At 73.6% G+C, this 15,834-nt stretch carries 15 protein-coding genes and 1 tRNA gene; 10 read left to right on the forward strand and 6 right to left on the reverse strand.

Annotation, left to right across the window (positions count from 1 at the left end):
- Positions 1 to 94: 94 nt before the first annotated feature.
- The 3 genes from ACIBIW_RS25065 to hemC all read left to right on the forward strand — a co-directional run bounded on the left by ACIBIW_RS25065 (position 95) and on the right by hemC (position 2,048).
- Positions 95 to 481 carry a hypothetical protein gene (locus tag ACIBIW_RS25065; RefSeq protein WP_399339265.1) on the forward strand — a complete coding sequence of 129 codons (387 nt, stop codon included), beginning with the start codon at positions 95 to 97 and terminating at the stop codon, positions 479 to 481.
- A 132-nt stretch (positions 482 to 613) separates the two neighbouring features.
- Entirely contained in the window at positions 614 to 1,036 is a 423-nt protein-coding gene (locus ACIBIW_RS25070) for a TIGR03668 family PPOX class F420-dependent oxidoreductase (RefSeq protein WP_399339266.1), read from the forward strand.
- Between the two features lie 46 nt (positions 1,037 to 1,082).
- Positions 1,083 to 2,048 carry a hydroxymethylbilane synthase gene (gene hemC, locus ACIBIW_RS25075; RefSeq protein WP_399339267.1) on the forward strand — a complete coding sequence of 322 codons (966 nt, stop codon included), beginning with the start codon at positions 1,083 to 1,085 and terminating at the stop codon, positions 2,046 to 2,048.
- Positions 2,049 to 2,159: 111 nt separating this feature from the next.
- Here the strand turns inward: hemC and ACIBIW_RS25080 are convergent.
- Positions 2,160 to 2,231, reverse strand: a tRNA-Val gene (locus ACIBIW_RS25080).
- A gap of 188 nt (positions 2,232 to 2,419) precedes the next feature.
- Here ACIBIW_RS25080 and ACIBIW_RS25085 point away from each other — a divergent pair.
- The 6 genes from ACIBIW_RS25085 to ACIBIW_RS25110 all read left to right on the forward strand — a co-directional run bounded on the left by ACIBIW_RS25085 (position 2,420) and on the right by ACIBIW_RS25110 (position 7,920).
- Positions 2,420 to 3,178 (forward strand): DUF4097 family beta strand repeat-containing protein, encoded by a 759-nt coding sequence (locus ACIBIW_RS25085; RefSeq protein ID WP_399339268.1) that lies wholly within the window; start codon positions 2,420 to 2,422, stop codon positions 3,176 to 3,178.
- A 77-nt stretch (positions 3,179 to 3,255) separates the two neighbouring features.
- Positions 3,256 to 4,683, forward strand: a complete 1,428-nt coding sequence (locus tag ACIBIW_RS25090; RefSeq protein ID WP_399339269.1) for a hypothetical protein — start codon at positions 3,256 to 3,258, stop codon at positions 4,681 to 4,683.
- A gap of 98 nt (positions 4,684 to 4,781) precedes the next feature.
- Positions 4,782 to 5,963 (forward strand): galactonate dehydratase, encoded by a 1,182-nt coding sequence (gene dgoD, locus ACIBIW_RS25095; RefSeq protein WP_399339478.1) that lies wholly within the window; start codon positions 4,782 to 4,784, stop codon positions 5,961 to 5,963.
- Positions 5,964 to 6,059: 96 nt separating this feature from the next.
- Positions 6,060 to 6,680 (forward strand): bifunctional 4-hydroxy-2-oxoglutarate aldolase/2-dehydro-3-deoxy-phosphogluconate aldolase, encoded by a 621-nt coding sequence (locus ACIBIW_RS25100; protein ID WP_399339270.1) that lies wholly within the window; start codon positions 6,060 to 6,062, stop codon positions 6,678 to 6,680.
- Entirely contained in the window at positions 6,677 to 7,630 is a 954-nt protein-coding gene (locus ACIBIW_RS25105) for a sugar kinase (RefSeq protein WP_399339271.1), read from the forward strand. The genes ACIBIW_RS25100 and ACIBIW_RS25105 overlap by 4 nt, the downstream gene beginning before the upstream one ends.
- 65 nt (positions 7,631 to 7,695) lie before the next feature.
- Positions 7,696 to 7,920: a zinc ribbon domain-containing protein gene (locus ACIBIW_RS25110; RefSeq protein ID WP_399339272.1), complete on the forward strand. Its 225-nt coding sequence runs from the start codon at positions 7,696 to 7,698 to the stop codon at positions 7,918 to 7,920.
- 54 nt (positions 7,921 to 7,974) lie between these two features.
- Here the strand turns inward: ACIBIW_RS25110 and ACIBIW_RS25115 are convergent, their stop codons facing one another.
- The 3 genes from ACIBIW_RS25115 to ACIBIW_RS25125 all read right to left on the reverse strand — a co-directional run bounded on the left by ACIBIW_RS25115 (position 7,975) and on the right by ACIBIW_RS25125 (position 12,561).
- Entirely contained in the window at positions 7,975 to 8,829 is an 855-nt protein-coding gene (locus tag ACIBIW_RS25115; RefSeq protein ID WP_399339273.1) for an HAD family hydrolase, read from the reverse strand.
- Positions 8,826 to 11,306: a phosphoribosyltransferase gene (locus ACIBIW_RS25120; RefSeq protein ID WP_399339274.1), complete on the reverse strand. Its 2,481-nt coding sequence runs from the start codon at positions 11,304 to 11,306 to the stop codon at positions 8,826 to 8,828. The genes ACIBIW_RS25115 and ACIBIW_RS25120 overlap by 4 nt, the downstream gene beginning before the upstream one ends.
- 85 nt (positions 11,307 to 11,391) lie before the next feature.
- Positions 11,392 to 12,561 (reverse strand): HpcH/HpaI aldolase/citrate lyase family protein, encoded by a 1,170-nt coding sequence (locus ACIBIW_RS25125; protein WP_399339275.1) that lies wholly within the window; start codon positions 12,559 to 12,561, stop codon positions 11,392 to 11,394.
- A 231-nt stretch (positions 12,562 to 12,792) separates the two neighbouring features.
- Between ACIBIW_RS25125 and ACIBIW_RS25130 the strand changes: the two genes are divergently transcribed.
- Positions 12,793 to 13,584, forward strand: a complete 792-nt coding sequence (locus ACIBIW_RS25130; RefSeq protein ID WP_399339276.1) for a TerD family protein — start codon at positions 12,793 to 12,795, stop codon at positions 13,582 to 13,584.
- 49 nt (positions 13,585 to 13,633) lie between these two features.
- Here the strand turns inward: ACIBIW_RS25130 and ACIBIW_RS25135 are convergent, their stop codons facing one another.
- Together ACIBIW_RS25135 and ACIBIW_RS25140 are read right to left on the reverse strand one after the other, a co-directional pair.
- The gene (locus ACIBIW_RS25135) at positions 13,634 to 14,374 is read right to left on the reverse strand and encodes a Tellurium resistance (protein WP_399339278.1); all 741 of its coding nucleotides are present in this window, start codon (positions 14,372 to 14,374) and stop codon (positions 13,634 to 13,636) included.
- Between the two features lie 281 nt (positions 14,375 to 14,655).
- Entirely contained in the window at positions 14,656 to 15,801 is a 1,146-nt protein-coding gene (locus ACIBIW_RS25140) for a DUF475 domain-containing protein (RefSeq protein ID WP_399339279.1), read from the reverse strand.
- Positions 15,802 to 15,834 lie beyond the last annotated feature (33 nt).

Genomic DNA, 15,834 nt, shown 5'->3' on the forward strand with positions numbered 1-15,834 from the left:
GGCGACAGCGCGGCGAGGGCAGGGGCCGCCAAAAGAACCGCACGGCACACCTGGCACTCGCACATGAAATTCGAACAGGCGTACCATTACGGCCGTGGCCCCGACTTATGACTTCCCGGACGATCTCCTCGCCGGACAGGAGGAGCTTCACCAGGTGCGCGCCGAGCTTCTTGCCCTGCTCAAACGGCTGCCGTGGTCGGTCGAGCCGCTTGACGGCTTCACCGACACCCACGGCTACCGCCCCGTCGAACGCCCCGCCTCGCCCGGCTGGACGGAGGACGAGCAGCAGGAGGTCGAGAAGCTGCGCGCCCGCGAACGCGAACTCGCGGTGTTCGTCACGACGCACCGCCACTGGTCGCGCGTCGCCGCCGACGAGACGGTGGACGCGCGCATGGCCCTGAAGCAGGCCGGGAGACCGGACCGCCCGGAGGAGCCGCCGCCGGGACCCGACGCCGGTCAGGACGCGGGCCCGCGCGGCTGACGGCCCCCGCACACGGACGTCACGCCCGCACGCGGACGCCGCGCCACCACCGGCCGCCGTGCCACCGCGCCGCGTACCACCGGGGCCGCCCGCGCCCATGCGCGTACCGCCGGGGACGGCTACCGTCACGGAGTGAGACTGTCCAGGGCCGACGCACGCGCGCGTTTCACGCTCTCCCCCGTCGCCCGCCTCGCGACGGCGGACGCGGCGGGGGTGCCGCACCTGGTCCCGGTCACCTTCGCCGTGGACGGCCCCCGGATCTTCTTCGCCGTCGACCACAAGCCGAAGCGCTCCACGGACCTGCGGCGGCTGCGGAACATCGCGGAGAACCCGGCCGTCTCCCTCCTCGTGGACTCTTACGCGGACGACTGGTCGGCGCTGTGGTGGGCACGGGCCGACGGCCGCGCGGCGATCGGCGGGGCCGGGTCCGAGGACACCGGCGCCGTGGCGCTGCTCTGCGCCAAATACCCTCAGTACGCGGCCAGTCCGCCCCGGGGCCCGGTCGTCACGATCGAGGTCACGGCATGGTCGGGGTGGGCGTTCAGGGGTGGTTGAGGGCGCCCCTCTACCGTGGGACCCGACACCCCGAAGGGACCGCACCGTGAACCACTTCTCCGTCGAGCGGCCGCTGCGCATCGGCACCCGCAGCTCACCGATGGCCCTCGCGCAGACCGAGCAGGTCGCCGCGCTGCTGCGCAAGCACGAGCCCGAACTCCCCATCGAGACCGTGCCCGTGACCACCGAGGCCGACAAGTGGCACGGGGACCTCGCCCTGCTGGGCGGCAAGGGGCTCTTCGTCAAGCAGATCGACCACATGCTCCAGCGCGGCGATGTCGACATGGCGATCCACTGTGTCAAGGACGTGCCGGGGGACCAGCCGCTCCCCGAGGGCCTTGTCTTCGCCGCCTATCTGCCGCGCGACGACGCGCGCGACGTGCTGCTCTTCCCCGAGGGCTCGCCCCACCGGAGCCTCGACGACCTGCCGCGGGGCGCCAGCCTCGGCACCTCGGCGGTACGACGCAGGGCGCAGCTCGCCCGGGTGCGCCCCGACCTCGACGTCGTACGGGTGCGCGGGACCGTCGGGACCCGTATCGACAAGCTCGACGGCACGCGGGAGACGGACGTCCGGGTGGACGCCATGGTGCTGGCCGTGGCCGGTCTCGAAAGGCTCGGCCTCGCGCACCGCGGGCGGCAGGTGTTCCCCGTGCACGAGATGCTGCCGGCGGTCGGCGCCGGGGTGCTCGGCCTGGAGTGCCGCCACGACGCCCCCGTCGCCGCCCTGCTCGCGCGCCTGGGCGACGAGGGGACGCGGACCGAGGTCACCGCGGAACGCGCGATGCTGGGCGGCCTGCGCGGCCACTGCAACTCCCCGATCGCCGGCCACTGCGTCACCGAGCCGGACGGCCGCCTCACCCTGCGCGGCAGGGTCTTCTCCCCCGACGGCACCAGGTTCGTCGAGGCCGAGTCCCGATCCGACCCCAACGCCCCCACCACCCTCGGCACCCACATCAGCAACGAACTCCTGCGCCGGGGCGCGGCCGAGATCATCGAGGCGATTCCGCACTGACACGCACCGTCACGGCCTGCCAGAAGAGGGCCGGTGCCAGGCGCGACAAGACAAAACCCCCAACCCCTGCCCGACCAGCAGAGATTGGGGTTTCGTCGCGCGTCGTCCCGGTGGGCGCGGGCGGTTTCGAACCGCCGACATCTGCCTTGTAAGGGCAGCGCTCTACCGCTGAGCTACGCGCCCGGGTGGGCGACAGCCTACCTTGCGGTGTGGTCGGGGCGGCAAACCCGGGGCCGGGGGGTTATCCCCACCCCGACCCGGTGGGCGGCCTGATTCTCCCCGGCGGGCCGGGTTCCTAGGGTCAGGGTGTCCGGCCGGCCTGCCGTCGAGTGGTGGGCCGGGTGCCGTTGTCCTCGCTGGGGGAGATCCTCATGACCGTCCGTTCCCGTGTCGCCGTCGCAGGCAGCGCGGTCACCGTCTGCGCGCTGTTCGCGGCCGGCTGCTCCGCCAGCGCCTCGGACGACAAGCACCCCGACCACAAGTCGTTCTCGCTGCCGGGCAAGACGCTCACCGTCGACTCCGACAACTCGAAGCTGGAGCTGGTCCCCGCCGACGTGGACGACGTGCGGGTGACCCGGTGGTTCTCCGGCAGCTCCACCCTCGGCAAGCGGCCCGCGCCGAGCTGGAAGATCTCGGGGGACAAGCTCACCCTGCGCATGCGGTGCAGCGGCATCGTCGTGAACTGCTCGGCGCGGCACCGGATCGAGGTCCCGCGCGACGTGAGCGTGAAGGTGGAGAATGACAACGGGAAGGTCGAGGCGAGCGGCTTCCGCACCGCGCTGACCGTGGACACAGACAACGGCTCCGTGCACGTCTCCGACGTCCACGGCACCCTCGCGCTGCACTCGTCGAACGGGGGGCTCAGCGTGAAGCACGCCTCGTCGCGGCGGGTCGAGGCGAGCAGCAGCAACGGCTCCATCGACCTGGACCTGGCGGTGGTGCCGGACAGCGTCGTCAGCCGCAGCAGCAACGGCTCCACCACCATCACGGTGCCGCGCTCCCCGTACCACGTGACGACGGAGTCGCACACCGGCGGCGTGCACGTGGACGTGGAACGGGACGACCACAGCGCCCACCGGGTCTCCGCGACCTCGCACAACGGGGGCATCACGGTGCGGAACCCGAACTGACCGGCCCGTGTTTTCGTCCGTTCCGGGTGGGAGAATGACATCCGGGCAACGGCGGACGACAGCACGGGAGAGGGATTGTGACGGCGACACCTTCGCGGCGGCCGCACGCACCATATCTGTCGGGCCGGTCGCGCACCCGCCGTCACGGCGCCGCCACCGGGGGGCAGCGCGGGGCACACCCCGCGGCCGTGTTCACGGCGCTCGTCCTGCTGCCGCTGCCCCTGCTCGCGGCGCTGCCCGCGGCGTTCGCGGGCGGCGGCACCCGGCGCTGGTTCGGCGGCGGGCGCGCGGAGAGCCAGCGCGCCGAGGCGCAGGCGGCCAAGGACGCCGCGGCCACCGCCTTCTACGAACTGGACACCGCCCAGCGCGACATGCGGATCTCGATAGAGACCATCAAGGCGGTCGACGACTCCCCCGCCGCGCGCAACGCGGTCTCCCGCTTCGACGAGCTGGGCCGGCGCATCGACGAGGTCAGCAACCGCTACATCACCGCCGTCGACGCGCACGACCTGGAGCGCGGCGACCTGGACGCGGCGGGCGCGCAGCGGGCCCGCGCCGATCTGACCCGGGCCAGGGACGAGCTGGACACCACCAAGAAGGAGCTGGAGCGCTTCGGCGAGATCCTCGGCCCGCTGCTCGACAAGGCCGAGACGCGGCTCGCCCGGCTCGCCCCGGCGGTCGAGGGCGCCAGACAGGCGCTGCTCGCCGCGAGCAACGCCCTGGACGCGGTGCGCGGCAAGGGGCTGCGCGCCGACGACCTGGCGGGCAGGCTCGCCGCCCTCGGGCCCGAGCTGACGAGGCTCAACGAGGGCGCGGGGCAGCACGGCGTCGAGGACACCCTGAAGCGCGCCGAGCGCACCGCGCGCGAGGCCCAGGCGGTCCGCGCCGCGGCCGAGCGGCTGCCGGAGCAGGCCGCGGAGATCGACCACCGGCTGGTGTCGATGCGGACGAGGGCGCAGGCCCTCACCACCCGGGCCGGCCAGGTCGAGCCGGTGCTGAGCGAGCTGCGGCGCCGCTTCACCGCCGCCTGCTGGCAGGACCTCCAGAACGTGCCGGACGAGGCGGTGCGCAGTGTGCGGCAGGCCGAGGAGAAGCTGGCGCAGGCGCGGCGCGCCCGTGAGGAGCAGCGCTGGCCGGACGCGACGTCGCTGCTGTCCACCGCCAGGGCGCTGCTGAACAGCACCGACGAGGCGGTGTCCGCCGCGGGCGACCGGCTCACCCGGCTCAACGCGGTCTCCAAGGACCCGCAGCAGGAGATCGACCGCACCCGGTTCGCGATCAGGGACGCGCAGCGGCTCGCGATGGCGGGGCGGCAGACGCCCGACCCGCGGCACGCCGGGCCGCTCGACGGGTCGGTGGCCCGCCTCGACCGGGCGGTGGCGGGCCTTGAGGGGCGCCACCCCGACTACTGGCACTTCCTGACGGAGACGGACGGGGTCCGCCAGACGGTCGCGGACGTCGTGGCCCGCATCCGGGAGGACCGTGGGGCGGGCGGCGGGGCGTAGTCCTCAGGGGACGACGGACCCGGCCGCACGCCACCGCCGCCCCGTCCCCCGCCATATCTCCGACCCCGGGCTCGATTAATTCGTAAATAACTGAAAACATACGAGCGGCCAGCCCTCGTCGGAAGGAAGCGCCCGTGAAGATCACCCGTGTCGAGACCTTCCTCGCGCCGCCGCGCTGGATGTTCGTACGGATCGAGACGGACGACGGTGTCGTCGGGTGGGGCGAGCCCGTGGTCGAGGGGCGGGCCGAGCCGGTGCGGGCCGCCGTGGAGGTGCTCGCCGAGTACCTGGAGGGCCAGGACCCGCTGCGCACCGAGGACCACTGGCAGGTCATGACCAAGGGCGGCTTCTACCGCGGCGGGCCCGTGCTGTCGTCCGCGGTGGCCGGGCTCGACCAGGCGCTGTGGGACATCAAGGGCAAGGCGTTCGGGCAGCCCGTCCACCAACTGCTCGGCGGCCCGGTCCGCGACACCGTGCGCGCCTACGCCTGGGTCGGCGGCGACGAGCCCACCGAGATCAGGCGGTCCGTGGCGCAGCAGCTCGACGCCGGGTTCACCGCGGTGAAGATGAACGGCAGCGGCCGGATGAGCAGGCTCGCGGGCCCCGCCGAGATCAAGGACTGCCTGCGCCGCGCCGAGGCCGCACGCGAAGCGCTCGGCGACGGCGGCGACTTCGCCCTGGACTTCCACGGCCGGGTCACCCCCGCCAACGCCCGCAGACTGCTGCCGCTGCTCGCCGAGTACACCCCGATGTTCGTGGAGGAGCCGGTCCTTCCGGAGCACATGGGGGCGCTGCCCGACCTGGTGAACGCCTCCAACATCCCGCTCGCGCTCGGTGAACGCCTCTTCGGGCGCGGCGAGTTCGTCGCCCCGCTGGCGGCCGGGGTCGCCGTCGTACAGCCCGACATCTCGCACGCGGGCGGCGTGTCCGAGCTGCGCAGGATCGCCGCGCTCGCCGAGGTCCACGGCGCCCAGCTCGCCCCGCACTGCCCGCTGGGCCCGGTGGCGCTCGCCGCCTGCCTCCAGGTGGCGTTCACCACGCCGAACTTCCTGATCCAGGAGCAGTCCATCGGCATCCACTACAACGACGGCGCCGAAGTGCTCGACTACGTCGCCGACCGCGAGCCGTTCCGCTTCACCGGCGGCACCCTGCGCCGCACCGAGCGGCCGGGGCTCGGCGTGGACGTCGACGAGGCCGCCGTACGGGCCGCCGACCGCGCGGGACACGCCTGGCGCAACCCCGTATGGCGGTACCAGGACGGGTCGTTCGCCGAGTGGTGAGCCCCGGCGGCCGACGATGCCTCTGGCGGGCCGCGGGGCCCGCCGCACGCGCGGGGGCCGCAGACCCCGCCACGCCACAGGAAGGAAGCAGCAGCCATGGACTTCCCGACCGCCCTACGGTCACACCGACTGATCGCCATCGTCCGGGGCACCGACGCGGAGGCGTCCCTGCGCACCGTGCTCACCCTCGCGGAGTGCGGCGTAGGGATCATCGAGGTCTCCCTGAGCGGCACCGACGCCCTTGAGGTCATCGGGCGCGCCAGGTCCCGGCTCGGCGCGGACGCCTGGCTCGGCGCGGGCACCGTGGTGACCGAGGAGGACACCGGGCGCGCCGTGGACGCGGGCGCCAACCTGGTGGTGACCCCCGGCCTCGGCGCCGGGGTGGCGACCGCGCTCGGCCTCGGCGTGCCGGTGGTGGCCGGGGTGCTCACACCCACCGAGGTGATCGTGGCGCAGCGCGCGGGGGCGACCGCGCTGAAGGTCTTCCCGGCGTCCGCGGTGGGCGGGCCCGCCTATCTGAAGGCGCTCGCCGGGCCGTTCCCCGGGCTGCCGTTCGTGCCGGTCGGCGGGGTCGACGAGGCCGCGGCCGAGAGCTACCTCGCGCTCGGCGCCACCGCCGTCGGGGTGGGCTCCCCGCTCGTCGGGGACGCGGCGGACGGCGGCGACCTGGGGGCGCTGCGGGAGCGCGCCAGGCGCTTCCTGGAGGTGTGCGCGTGAGCCGCTACTCGGCGGACGTGCTCACCTTCGGCGAGACGATGCTGTCGCTGCGCGCCGGGGGGCCGCTGAAGCTGGGCGGCAGCATGGCGGTGTCGGTGGCGGGCTCGGAGTCCAACACCGCGATCGGCCTGGCGAGGCTCGGCCACCGGGCGCGCTGGGCGGGCTGTGTCGGCGACGACGAGCAGGGCGAACTCGTGCTGCGCACCCTGCGCGCCGAGGGCGTGGACGTGTCGGGGGCTGCGCGGCGCGAGGGCGCGTACACCGGGCTGATCATGTTCGAGCCGCGGCTGCCCGAGGTGACCCGGGTGTCCTACTACAGGACCGGGTCCGCGGGCTCCCTGCTCGGGCCCGAGGACGTCCAGCGGGCCTTCGCGGACGGGCCGCCGCGGGTGCTGCACCTGACCGGGATCACCCCGGCGCTCGGCCCCACCGCGCTGGCGGCCGTGCGGCGCGCGCTCGAACTGACCCGCTCGGGGGTCGCCACGATCTCCCTCGACGTCAACTACCGCTCCCGGATGTGGACCGAGGAGGCCGCCGCCGCGGTGCTCGGCGGCCTGGTGCCGCTGGTCGACGTGCTCGTCGCCTCCGAGGACGAGCTGCCGCTGGCCACCGGCGCCCCCGCCGACCGGTCGCCCGCGCTGCTGCTGGAGCGCGGGGTGCGCGAGGTGGTCGTCAAGCAGGGCGCGGGCGGTGCCACCGTCGTCACCGCGGACGGCTCGCACCACCTCGACGCCCGCCGGGTGCCGGTGGCCGACCCGGTGGGCGCGGGCGACGCGTTCACGGCCGGCTACCTGTCGGCGCTGCTGGACGGCGAGGACATCCCCGCGCGGCTCGACCGCGCGGTCACCACGGGCGCCTTCGCCGTCGCCGCCCCTGGCGACTGGGAGGGCGCGCCGACCCGCGCCGAGCTGCCCCTGCTGGGCGCGGCGCCCGGCACGGTCGTACGGTGAGCGGCACCGGCGCCCGCGCGGGTGAAGACCCCTCCAGGGCGTCGGCGGGCGGTTAGGCTGTTCGCATGCCCCGTTACGAGTACCGCTGCCGCAGTTGTGGTGACACCTTCGAACTGAGCCGTCCGATGGCCGAGTCCGGCGCCCCCGCGGCCTGCCCCGCGGGCCATGACGACACGGTGAAGCTGCTGTCGACGGTCGCGGTGGGCGGCACCGCCGCCGCGCCCGCGGCCGCGCCCCGTGCGGGCGGCGGTGGCGGTGGCTGCTGCGGAGGCGGCTGCTGCGGGGGCTGAGCGCCCCCGCCCTGACAAGTTGACCGCTTGCGGCGCCCGCGCGGGCGGCCCCGCTCAGGCGACCGGTGGCCGTGCGCGCGACGGCTGTGCGGCCGACGGCTGATGCCCGATCGCGGTCATGAACAGCCGCCGTACGATCTCCTCGCCCGCCAGCACGCCCCGCTCCCCGAGCCCGGTCACCCCGGGCGCGGTGAAGCCGGAGGCGGCAAGCTCGCCGTGGCCGGGGAGCAGCCCCTCGTCGGCGGCGAGCAACAGGTCCGCGTCGAGCAGGGAGTCCCCGGCGGCGAGCAGCGGCGCGGCCCCGGTGCGGCCGACGACCTCGCGGACCGCGGCGCTCTTGGTGAGCCCGGCAGGTACCGCGTACACCTTGCGCCCCTGGAGCGACACGGTCCAGCCGCGCTCGGCCGCCCAGCCTGTCAGCTCTTCGAGCCAGCCGGCGGGCAGCAGCTCCCGCTCCACCACCAGATACGCGAAGAAGTCCTCAGCGACCCGCTGCTTCAGCAGCCAGGAGGGGTCGGCGCTGGCGGCCAGGCGCGCGGTGACCTCCGCGAGCGGCACGGCAGACCCGTCGAGGCGGGCGCGGACGGCGCGCGTCCAGTCCCAGTCCGGCGCGCCGCCCACGAGAAGATGCCCGCCGTTGGCGCAGATGGCGTAGTCGGGCGTGGGCACCGGCAGCCGTACGCGCTCGTACTGCTCGCGGGTGCGGGTGGTGGCGGGGACGAACAGGGCGCGCGCCGCAAGCTCGGTGAGGAGCCCGGCGGCGATCTCCGTCAGATACGACAGCGGGCGGCCCCGGTAGGTCTCCACGCACAGCAGCCGGGGCGCGAGGCGGTCCGGCCCGGTCAGTTCGAGGGCGGCGGCGGAGTAGACGAGGGTGCGGTCGAGGTCGCTGGCGACGAGGGCGGTCACGCTCCTGCCACCGCCTTTCCGTCGGCGCCCGTGGCGGCCCTGGTGTAGCGGGGGTGGATCAGGCCGACGCAGGTGTACGGCAGGTCGTCGGTCTCCTCGACGGGCACGCCGCGCTGCTCGGCGAGCAGCCGTACGTGGTCGAGGTCGGCGCCCGCGCCGCGGCGGGCGAGGACGCGCCAGGGGACGCGGCGCAGCAGCACCCGGGTGGTCTCGCCGACGCCGGGCTTGACGAGGTTCACGTTGTGGATGCCGTACTCCTCGCTGATGCGCTCGACGGCGGCCCAGCCCGCCCAGGTGGGGGCGCGGTCCCCGGTCCGCAGGGCCTCGGCGCCCGAGCGGGCCGGGCCCGCGGCGGCCCCGAAGTGCCCCGCCACGGTGTCGACGAAGTGCCGGGAGACGTCGGAGCCGAGGAGTTCGCGGTAGAACTTGGCGCCGTGGTAGTCGCCGGGGCCCGTGAGGTCGGGGCGGAGCACGGTGCGGGAAACGAGGCCCGACACGGTGGAGTTGAGGCAGGCGGAGGGCACAAGGAAGTCGTCGCGGGTGCCGTAGAGGCTGACACAGGAGCCGGGGTCGGCGAGCACGGCGACACCGGGGTCGAGGGCGATGCGGTCGGAGCGCTCGAACCCGGCGCAGGCGTCGGCGAGTTCGCGAGTGATGGCCCCTTTGCCCGTCCAGCCGTCGACGAACACCAGGTCCTCGGGGCGGTGGTGGGCGGTCAGCCAGCGCAGCGCGTTGGCGTCGATGCCGCGGCCGCGGACGATGGACACGGCGTAGTGCGGCACGTCGAGCCCGTGCAGCTCGCCTGCCCAGCGGCGCATCAGGACGCCCACCGGGGTCCCGGCGCGGGCCAGCGAGACCAGTACCGGGGTGCGGGTGCGCTCGGCGAGCACCAGCTCGGTGAGGGTGCCCGCGGCCCGGGCGACCCGGGGCGCGGAGGCGCGCAGCGCGGTCTCGAAGAGGCGCTGGTACTCCTCGCTCGGCTGGTACTCGTGGGGCAGCGACTCGGCGTAGTGGGCGCCGCCGGACTGAATAGCCTCCTCGCGCTCCTCGGTGGGCGCTTCGAGGTCGACGTCGGACAGGTCCCGCAGCAGCCAGCCGACGTCCTGGGCCGGGTAGGTGGAGAAGGCGGGCGCGCGCAGCGGCGCGGGCAGCGCACTGACGCCGGGGCGCACGGCGCGCGCGCCCGGCAGATAGGAGGGGACGACGGCGAGCACGACCCGGGGGGTGTGCTGGGCGACCTTCGCCAGCAGCCCGCACGGGCCGTGCAGGGCGGGTGTGTCGGCGACGGAGTCGACGACCACGACGACGGCGTCGAAGCCGCCGCCCGCGACGTTGTACGCGTACCGCTCGCCAGGACCGTCGGCCGGGTCGTCGTGGGCGGGGAAGGCGAGGGCGGTGCGTATGGCGTAGCCGGGGTCGTCGACGGCGAGGACCGGGGAGCGGGTGGTGGTGGAGAAGCGGACGTCGGTGCCCGAGGCGGCCAGCGGGGCGCGGAGCGCGTCGGCGAGCCGCAGCGGCGCGTACATCAGCTCCTCGAAGCCGAGGACGAGCACGCTGGTACGGGGCCCGTCCCCGCCGGGGGGCAGGGCGAGCGCGTCGGCGACCCTGCGGGCCATGCCGGGCAGCGCGGCGTCGAGCGCGTCACGGTGCTCGGGGGTGAAGCCGTGCCGTCCGCCGTCGGGCAGGCCCGCGGGCCAGCCGAGGTCGACGACGGCGGGCGCGGCGCGCGGCGCCTCGGTCGCGGCGGTCTGCGCGGGCGGGCCCTGCGCCGCGACCAGGTCGCGCCCGGCCGTCAGTATCCCGTCCGGCAGCCGTACGGTGCCCTCGGCGGTGGTGACCAGGTCGATACGGATGGCGTGGTCGGCGGCGAAGCGGGCGAGCCGCTCCCGGTCCGCGGCCGGGCGGGTGTCGACGAGGGCGGCGACGACGTAGCGGGGGCGCGGGTTGCCGCGGTGCAGGGCGGCGATGGTGTTGAGGACGGTCTGCCCGGTGGAGAGTTCGTCGTCGACGAGGACCAGCGGCCCGCCGCCCGCGAGCAGCGCGGCGTCCTCGGGCAGCAGCAGATGCGAGGAGGCGTGCGAGTGGGACTCTTCGAAGCCGCCCGCGCCGCGCGCGCCGGGCACCGGGCGCCGGGTGGAGTGCAGGCAGCGGGCGTGCTCCATGCCGTCGGCGACGCACTGCCCGAGCGCGGTGGCGGTCTCCGCGTAGCCGAGGACGACGGCGCGCGCGGTGTCCTCCTCGCCGAGGAGTTCCCTGACCCGCTCCCCGAGGCGCCTGCCGTGCCCGATGACGACCGCGGGGTCCTGGGGGACGTGCTTGCCGAGGACGTTCGACACGAGCAGATGGGCCCGCTTGGGGTTGCGCCGCAGGGCGAGGCCGAGGAGCGGTGCCATCCGCCCCTCGCCGCCGGGCGCGTCGGCGAGTTCGATGCCGAGGCGCCGGGCGACCCAGCCTCCCGGCCACTCCTTGGTGCTCACGTTTCCCGGTGTTCCTTCGGGTCGGGGCGCCGGGTCCGCCGACGCCTGCCAGTTGCCTCGGGGCAGCCCGGTGGGCCCGCCCGTGTCAGAAGGTCCCACGCCCTGCGGCCAGCAGTTCCACGAAGCCGACGTTCTCCCTGGCGACGCCGAACACCTCGGCCCTGCGCAGGGTGCGTTCCGCCCAGGCGCGGTGCGGCTTCACCTCGTTCATCTTGTTGGTGTAGCTGGACCGTACGACACCGCCGCCGCTGCGGGCGGGGCGCAGGATGTCGGTCGCGTCGGTGAACTCCTCCTGGCTGACCACGGACAGCGCGTGCACCGGCAGCACGTGCGAGGGGTGGATGCAGGTCTTGCCGTGCAGGCCGTTGGCGCGGTCGAGTTCGATCTCGCGGAGCAGCCCGTCGAGGTCGTGCTCGATGAGCGTGGTGCGCAGCTCCTCCGCGGTGCCGTGGAACGGGCTCTGCCGGAGCTGGGGCTTGAACATGCGCTCCTGGAGCCTGAAGTACTCCCAGACGGGCCCGGTCACGGTGAACCCGGTGCCGTCGGCGCGGCCGAGGACGTTGACCACGTCGGCGATGACGGTCGCCACGATCTGGAGGTCGTACGCGGTCATGTCGGGCGCCCTGCGCAGGCCGTAGACGGAGCAGAAGTCGGTGACGCCGAGCCGCAGCGCGAGGACCCGCTCGCGGTACTTGTCGACCGTGCGGGCGATCGCCGCCAGGGTGTCGGCGCGGGTCTCCAGGTGGAGGAGTTCGGGGGACTCAAGGACCGGCATGGCGAAGAGCCGGTGCCCGGCGCCCGACTCGGCGTCGGTGAGGGCCTCAAGGAAGGGCACCCCGCGCTCCTCGGTGAACTTCGGCAGGACGAAGCCGGAGAGCAGCCGGGCGGCGGGGCCGAGGCGGCGCGTCAGGTCGGGGATCTGCTCCGGGGTGCGGACCCGGACGAAGAGCAGCGGCAGCCGGTCGCGGCCGGCGAGGTCACCGAGCGTGGCGAGCTGCCGGACGAGGTTGTCCTCGGCGTCCTCGACGTCGGCGTCCCCGATGGCGTCTTCGAGGCAGAGCACCATCGACATCACGCCATGCGCGGCCTGTTTGACAATGTCGTCGGCGAGCCGGGGCCTGGTGGCGGGGCTGTAGAGGGTGGCGCCCAGCGCCATGGCGAGGGTGGACGCCGGGGAGTCGACGGTGAAGTCGCCGGGCTGCCGGTGGAAGAGACGTTGCCGCACCTCGGCGGCGATGTGCCCGAAGTGCCGCATGAGCAAGTCCCCCGTACCGTCGCTGCCGGATCGTTTTTACATGGCCGGTAATAGTACGTATGGATCAGTACCGCCGGTTCCCGCAGGGTATGAAAATCAGGTAACCGTGAGGTGGCCGCGCGCCCACCGTGACGCACGGTTCTCCCCTGCGGATGGCCAGGGGTGGTCGGGCCCGGCACCGGCGGGCACCCCGCATTGTCCCGGCGCCCGTGCAGCGGGCAGGATGGCCGCATGACGCACGCGATGCTGAAGGGGTCGAACGTCCCGGTGGAGGCGGCGGCGGTACGCGCCGTGCTGTGCTGGAGCCCCCATCAGGTGGCGCCGGACGTCGACGTCTCGGCGCTGCTGCTCGGCGGGGACGGTCGGGTGCGCTCGGACGAGGACTTCGTCTTCTACAACCAGCCGAGGCACCCCTCGGGCAAGGTGTGGCGGCTCGGCAAGAAGCGGGCGCCCGAGGGCCTGACCGACACCGTGCAGGCGGACCTCGCGGGGCTCGGCCCCGAGATCAGCCGGGTGCTGCTGGTGGCGTCGGCGGACAACATGACCTTCGACCGCGTGCAGTCGCTGCGGATAGTCCTCTACGACGCGGCGGCGCCCGCCGAGCCCGTGGCGCACTTCGACATCAAGCCGGAGACCGGCGCGGAGACGGCGCTGATCTGCGGCGAGCTGTACCGCCGCGGCGAGGGCTGGAAGTTCCGCGCGCTCGGCGAGGGCTACTCCAACGGCCTGGTGGGGCTCGCCACCGACTTCGGCATCTCCGTGGACGAGGCGGAGTCCGCCGCCCCGCAGTCCGCGCCCGCGGCGCCGCCCGCGCCCGAACCGGCGCCCGCTCCGGCGTACGGCTATCCGCCGAGCGCCCCCACCCAGGCCCAAGGGCCCGCCGCCTACGGCTACCCCCCGGCCGCCGCGACCCAGACCGCGCCCCCGGGCCCCGGGCCCGCGTACGGCTACCCCCAGCCGGTGGGCGCCGCGGAGCCCGAGGCGGTGCTGCCGCCGCAGGGGCCCCAGTTCCTGCCCAGGTGAGACCCCCCGGGGTTCCCGCCCGGACGAGGCCCCCGGCCCCCGGGCCCGCTCAGCGCCCGGAGCGCGACTTGTAGCCGCGGCCCCATTGCAGGCCCCAGCCGTAGAGCCGGTCGAGTTCGGCCTGGAAGCCGTAGACGAACTTGACCTCGCGGCGCACCGTCAGATCGCCCTTCACGTTCTCCAGCAGCAGCACCGCGCAGGACCTGGCCTGCGGGGCGCGCTCGTCGAGGCCGATCTCGATACGGGGGCCGCTGCTCGGGTAGAGCGTGACGACCGCGTGGGTGCGGTCGAAGGCCGGGGTCTGGTCGTAGATGTAGACGAAGACCAGCAGCCGCTTGATCTCGTCGCTGTGGTCGAGGTTGACGAAGATCGTCTCGCCAGAGCCCGACCCGAAGCGGTCGTCCCCGCTGGACTTCACGTACGGCGGCGCGTTCAGCTCCCCGAAGAAGTCGCCGAGCGGCTGGACGACCCCCTTCTCGCCGTCCGCCAGCTCGTACATGCAGCCCAGGTCGAGGTCGACGTTGACCATGCTCTGGGTGTGCGCCTGCACCACGTCCGGCTTGAACAGGCTCAGCGGGTGGCGCAGCGAGCCGCCGGTGCCGCCGCCCGAGCCGATGTCGGAGGTACGCATCCGCCAGGAGAGGTTGACCCGCAGATTGCCGGTGTCGGCGCCCTGTTTGGTGAGGGAGACCGTGCCCCTGCGCTTGGTGAGTTCGATCGCGTTGGACGCCGCGCTGCCCGAGTCGAACTGGGCCGCGCTGCCGCGCCACAGATTGCTCCAGAATGACATGCCGCCCCCAGGTCTCCCTGTCCTCTTCCGTCTGCCGGTCCTGCCTGCCACGCCTGTCCCCGGTTCGCGCGCCGGGATACCCGCCCCGGCCCCGCGCAAGGACAGCGGGGGCGGCCCGGGGCCTTGAGCCCTGCGCCGCCCCCGCTAGGTCGTGTCTTCAACGCTCTTTTGAAGACACTCCCCAGAGAGCGTTCCCGTACCGGCGCCCGGGTCACACGCCGGATTCGGCCGCGGTCGGCCGACGGGGCCCCGGGAGGGATGATCGGGGGGCCGCCGCCCGGTCAGACCCCGGAGGAGACCTCCGGCTTCTCCTGCGAGGCGTCGTCCGAGCCCTCCGCCGCCAGCGCGCGGTTGCGGCGGACCGACGACCAGAAGGACCAGGCGATCAGGACCACCCCGACCAGGCCCGTGATGACCTCGTTGATCTGGTACTGGATGGTGACGATCAGGATGCCGGACAGGGCGCCGATGGCGTAGTGCGCGCCGTGCTCCAGGTAGACATAGTCGTCGAGGGTGCCCTGGCGCACGAGGTACACGGTCAGGGACCGCACGTACATCGCGCCGATGCCGAGGCCGAGCGCCATCAGCACGATGTCGTTGGTGATCGCGAAGGCGCCGATGACACCGTCGAACGAGAAGGACGCGTCCAGCACTTCCAGGTAGAGGAACATGAAGAACGCCGCCTGGCCGGTGAGCGCCATGGCGGAGCGCTTGCGCCCCTTGCGCTCGGCCTCTTCCTCCTCGGCCTGTTCGCGCTCCTCCTCCTCTTCGAGACGGTTCTCGAAGAAGCCGGAGAGGCCGCCGACCACGAGATACGTGATCAGCCCCGCGATGCCGGCGATCAGTACCGTCTGCCCCTTGTCCGCGTGGTGCCCGCCGTGCTGGTGCGCCGAGGCGGCCACGGTGAACGACGAGACCAGCAGGACCACCATGGCGATGCAGACCGACAGCATGTCGACCTTGCCGAGCTTCGAGAGCGGGCGCTCGATCCAGCGCAGCCACTGGATGTCCCGTTCCTCGAATATGAAGTCGAGGAAGATCATCAGCAGGAACATGCTGCCGAACGCGGCGATGGCGGGGTGGGCGTCCGTCACCAACTGCTGGTAGCGGTCCTTGTCCGTCAGCGCCAGATTGACGGCGTCCACCGGGTTCAGCTTGGCGGTGATGGCGACGATGAGGACCGGAAAGACCAGCCGCATGCCGAAGACGGCGATCAGCACGCCGACCGTGAGGAAGATCTTCTGCCAGAAGGCGCTCATCTTCTTCAGGACACCGGCGTTGACCACCGCGTTGTCGAACGACAGCGAGATTTCGAGGATGGCGAGGATCGCCACGATCCCGAAGGCCGTCCACCCCCCGTAGAGCGCGGCCAAGGCCAAGCCGATGACGGTGATCCCGAAGGACCAGCCGAAGGTTTTCAGAAGCACTGGCTACCCAATCATGAATGGGGGGTCCCCCCG

Source organism: Streptomyces sp. NPDC050560 (assembly GCF_044457285.1).
Lineage (GTDB): Bacteria > Actinomycetota > Actinomycetes > Streptomycetales > Streptomycetaceae > Streptomyces.

Coding starts and splice junctions, on each gene's coding strand:
- ACIBIW_RS25135 (WP_399339278.1), bottom strand. CDS start 14,374: ATGTCATTCTGGAGCAATCTGTGGCGCGGCAGCGCGGCCCAGTTCGAC.
- ACIBIW_RS25110 (WP_399339272.1), top strand. CDS start 7,696: ATGCCCCGTTACGAGTACCGCTGCCGCAGTTGTGGTGACACCTTCGAA.
- ACIBIW_RS25125 (WP_399339275.1), bottom strand. CDS start 12,561: ATGCGGCACTTCGGGCACATCGCCGCCGAGGTGCGGCAACGTCTCTTC.
- ACIBIW_RS25085 (WP_399339268.1), top strand. CDS start 2,420: ATGACCGTCCGTTCCCGTGTCGCCGTCGCAGGCAGCGCGGTCACCGTC.
- ACIBIW_RS25100 (WP_399339270.1), top strand. CDS start 6,060: ATGGACTTCCCGACCGCCCTACGGTCACACCGACTGATCGCCATCGTC.
- ACIBIW_RS25130 (WP_399339276.1), top strand. CDS start 12,793: ATGACGCACGCGATGCTGAAGGGGTCGAACGTCCCGGTGGAGGCGGCG.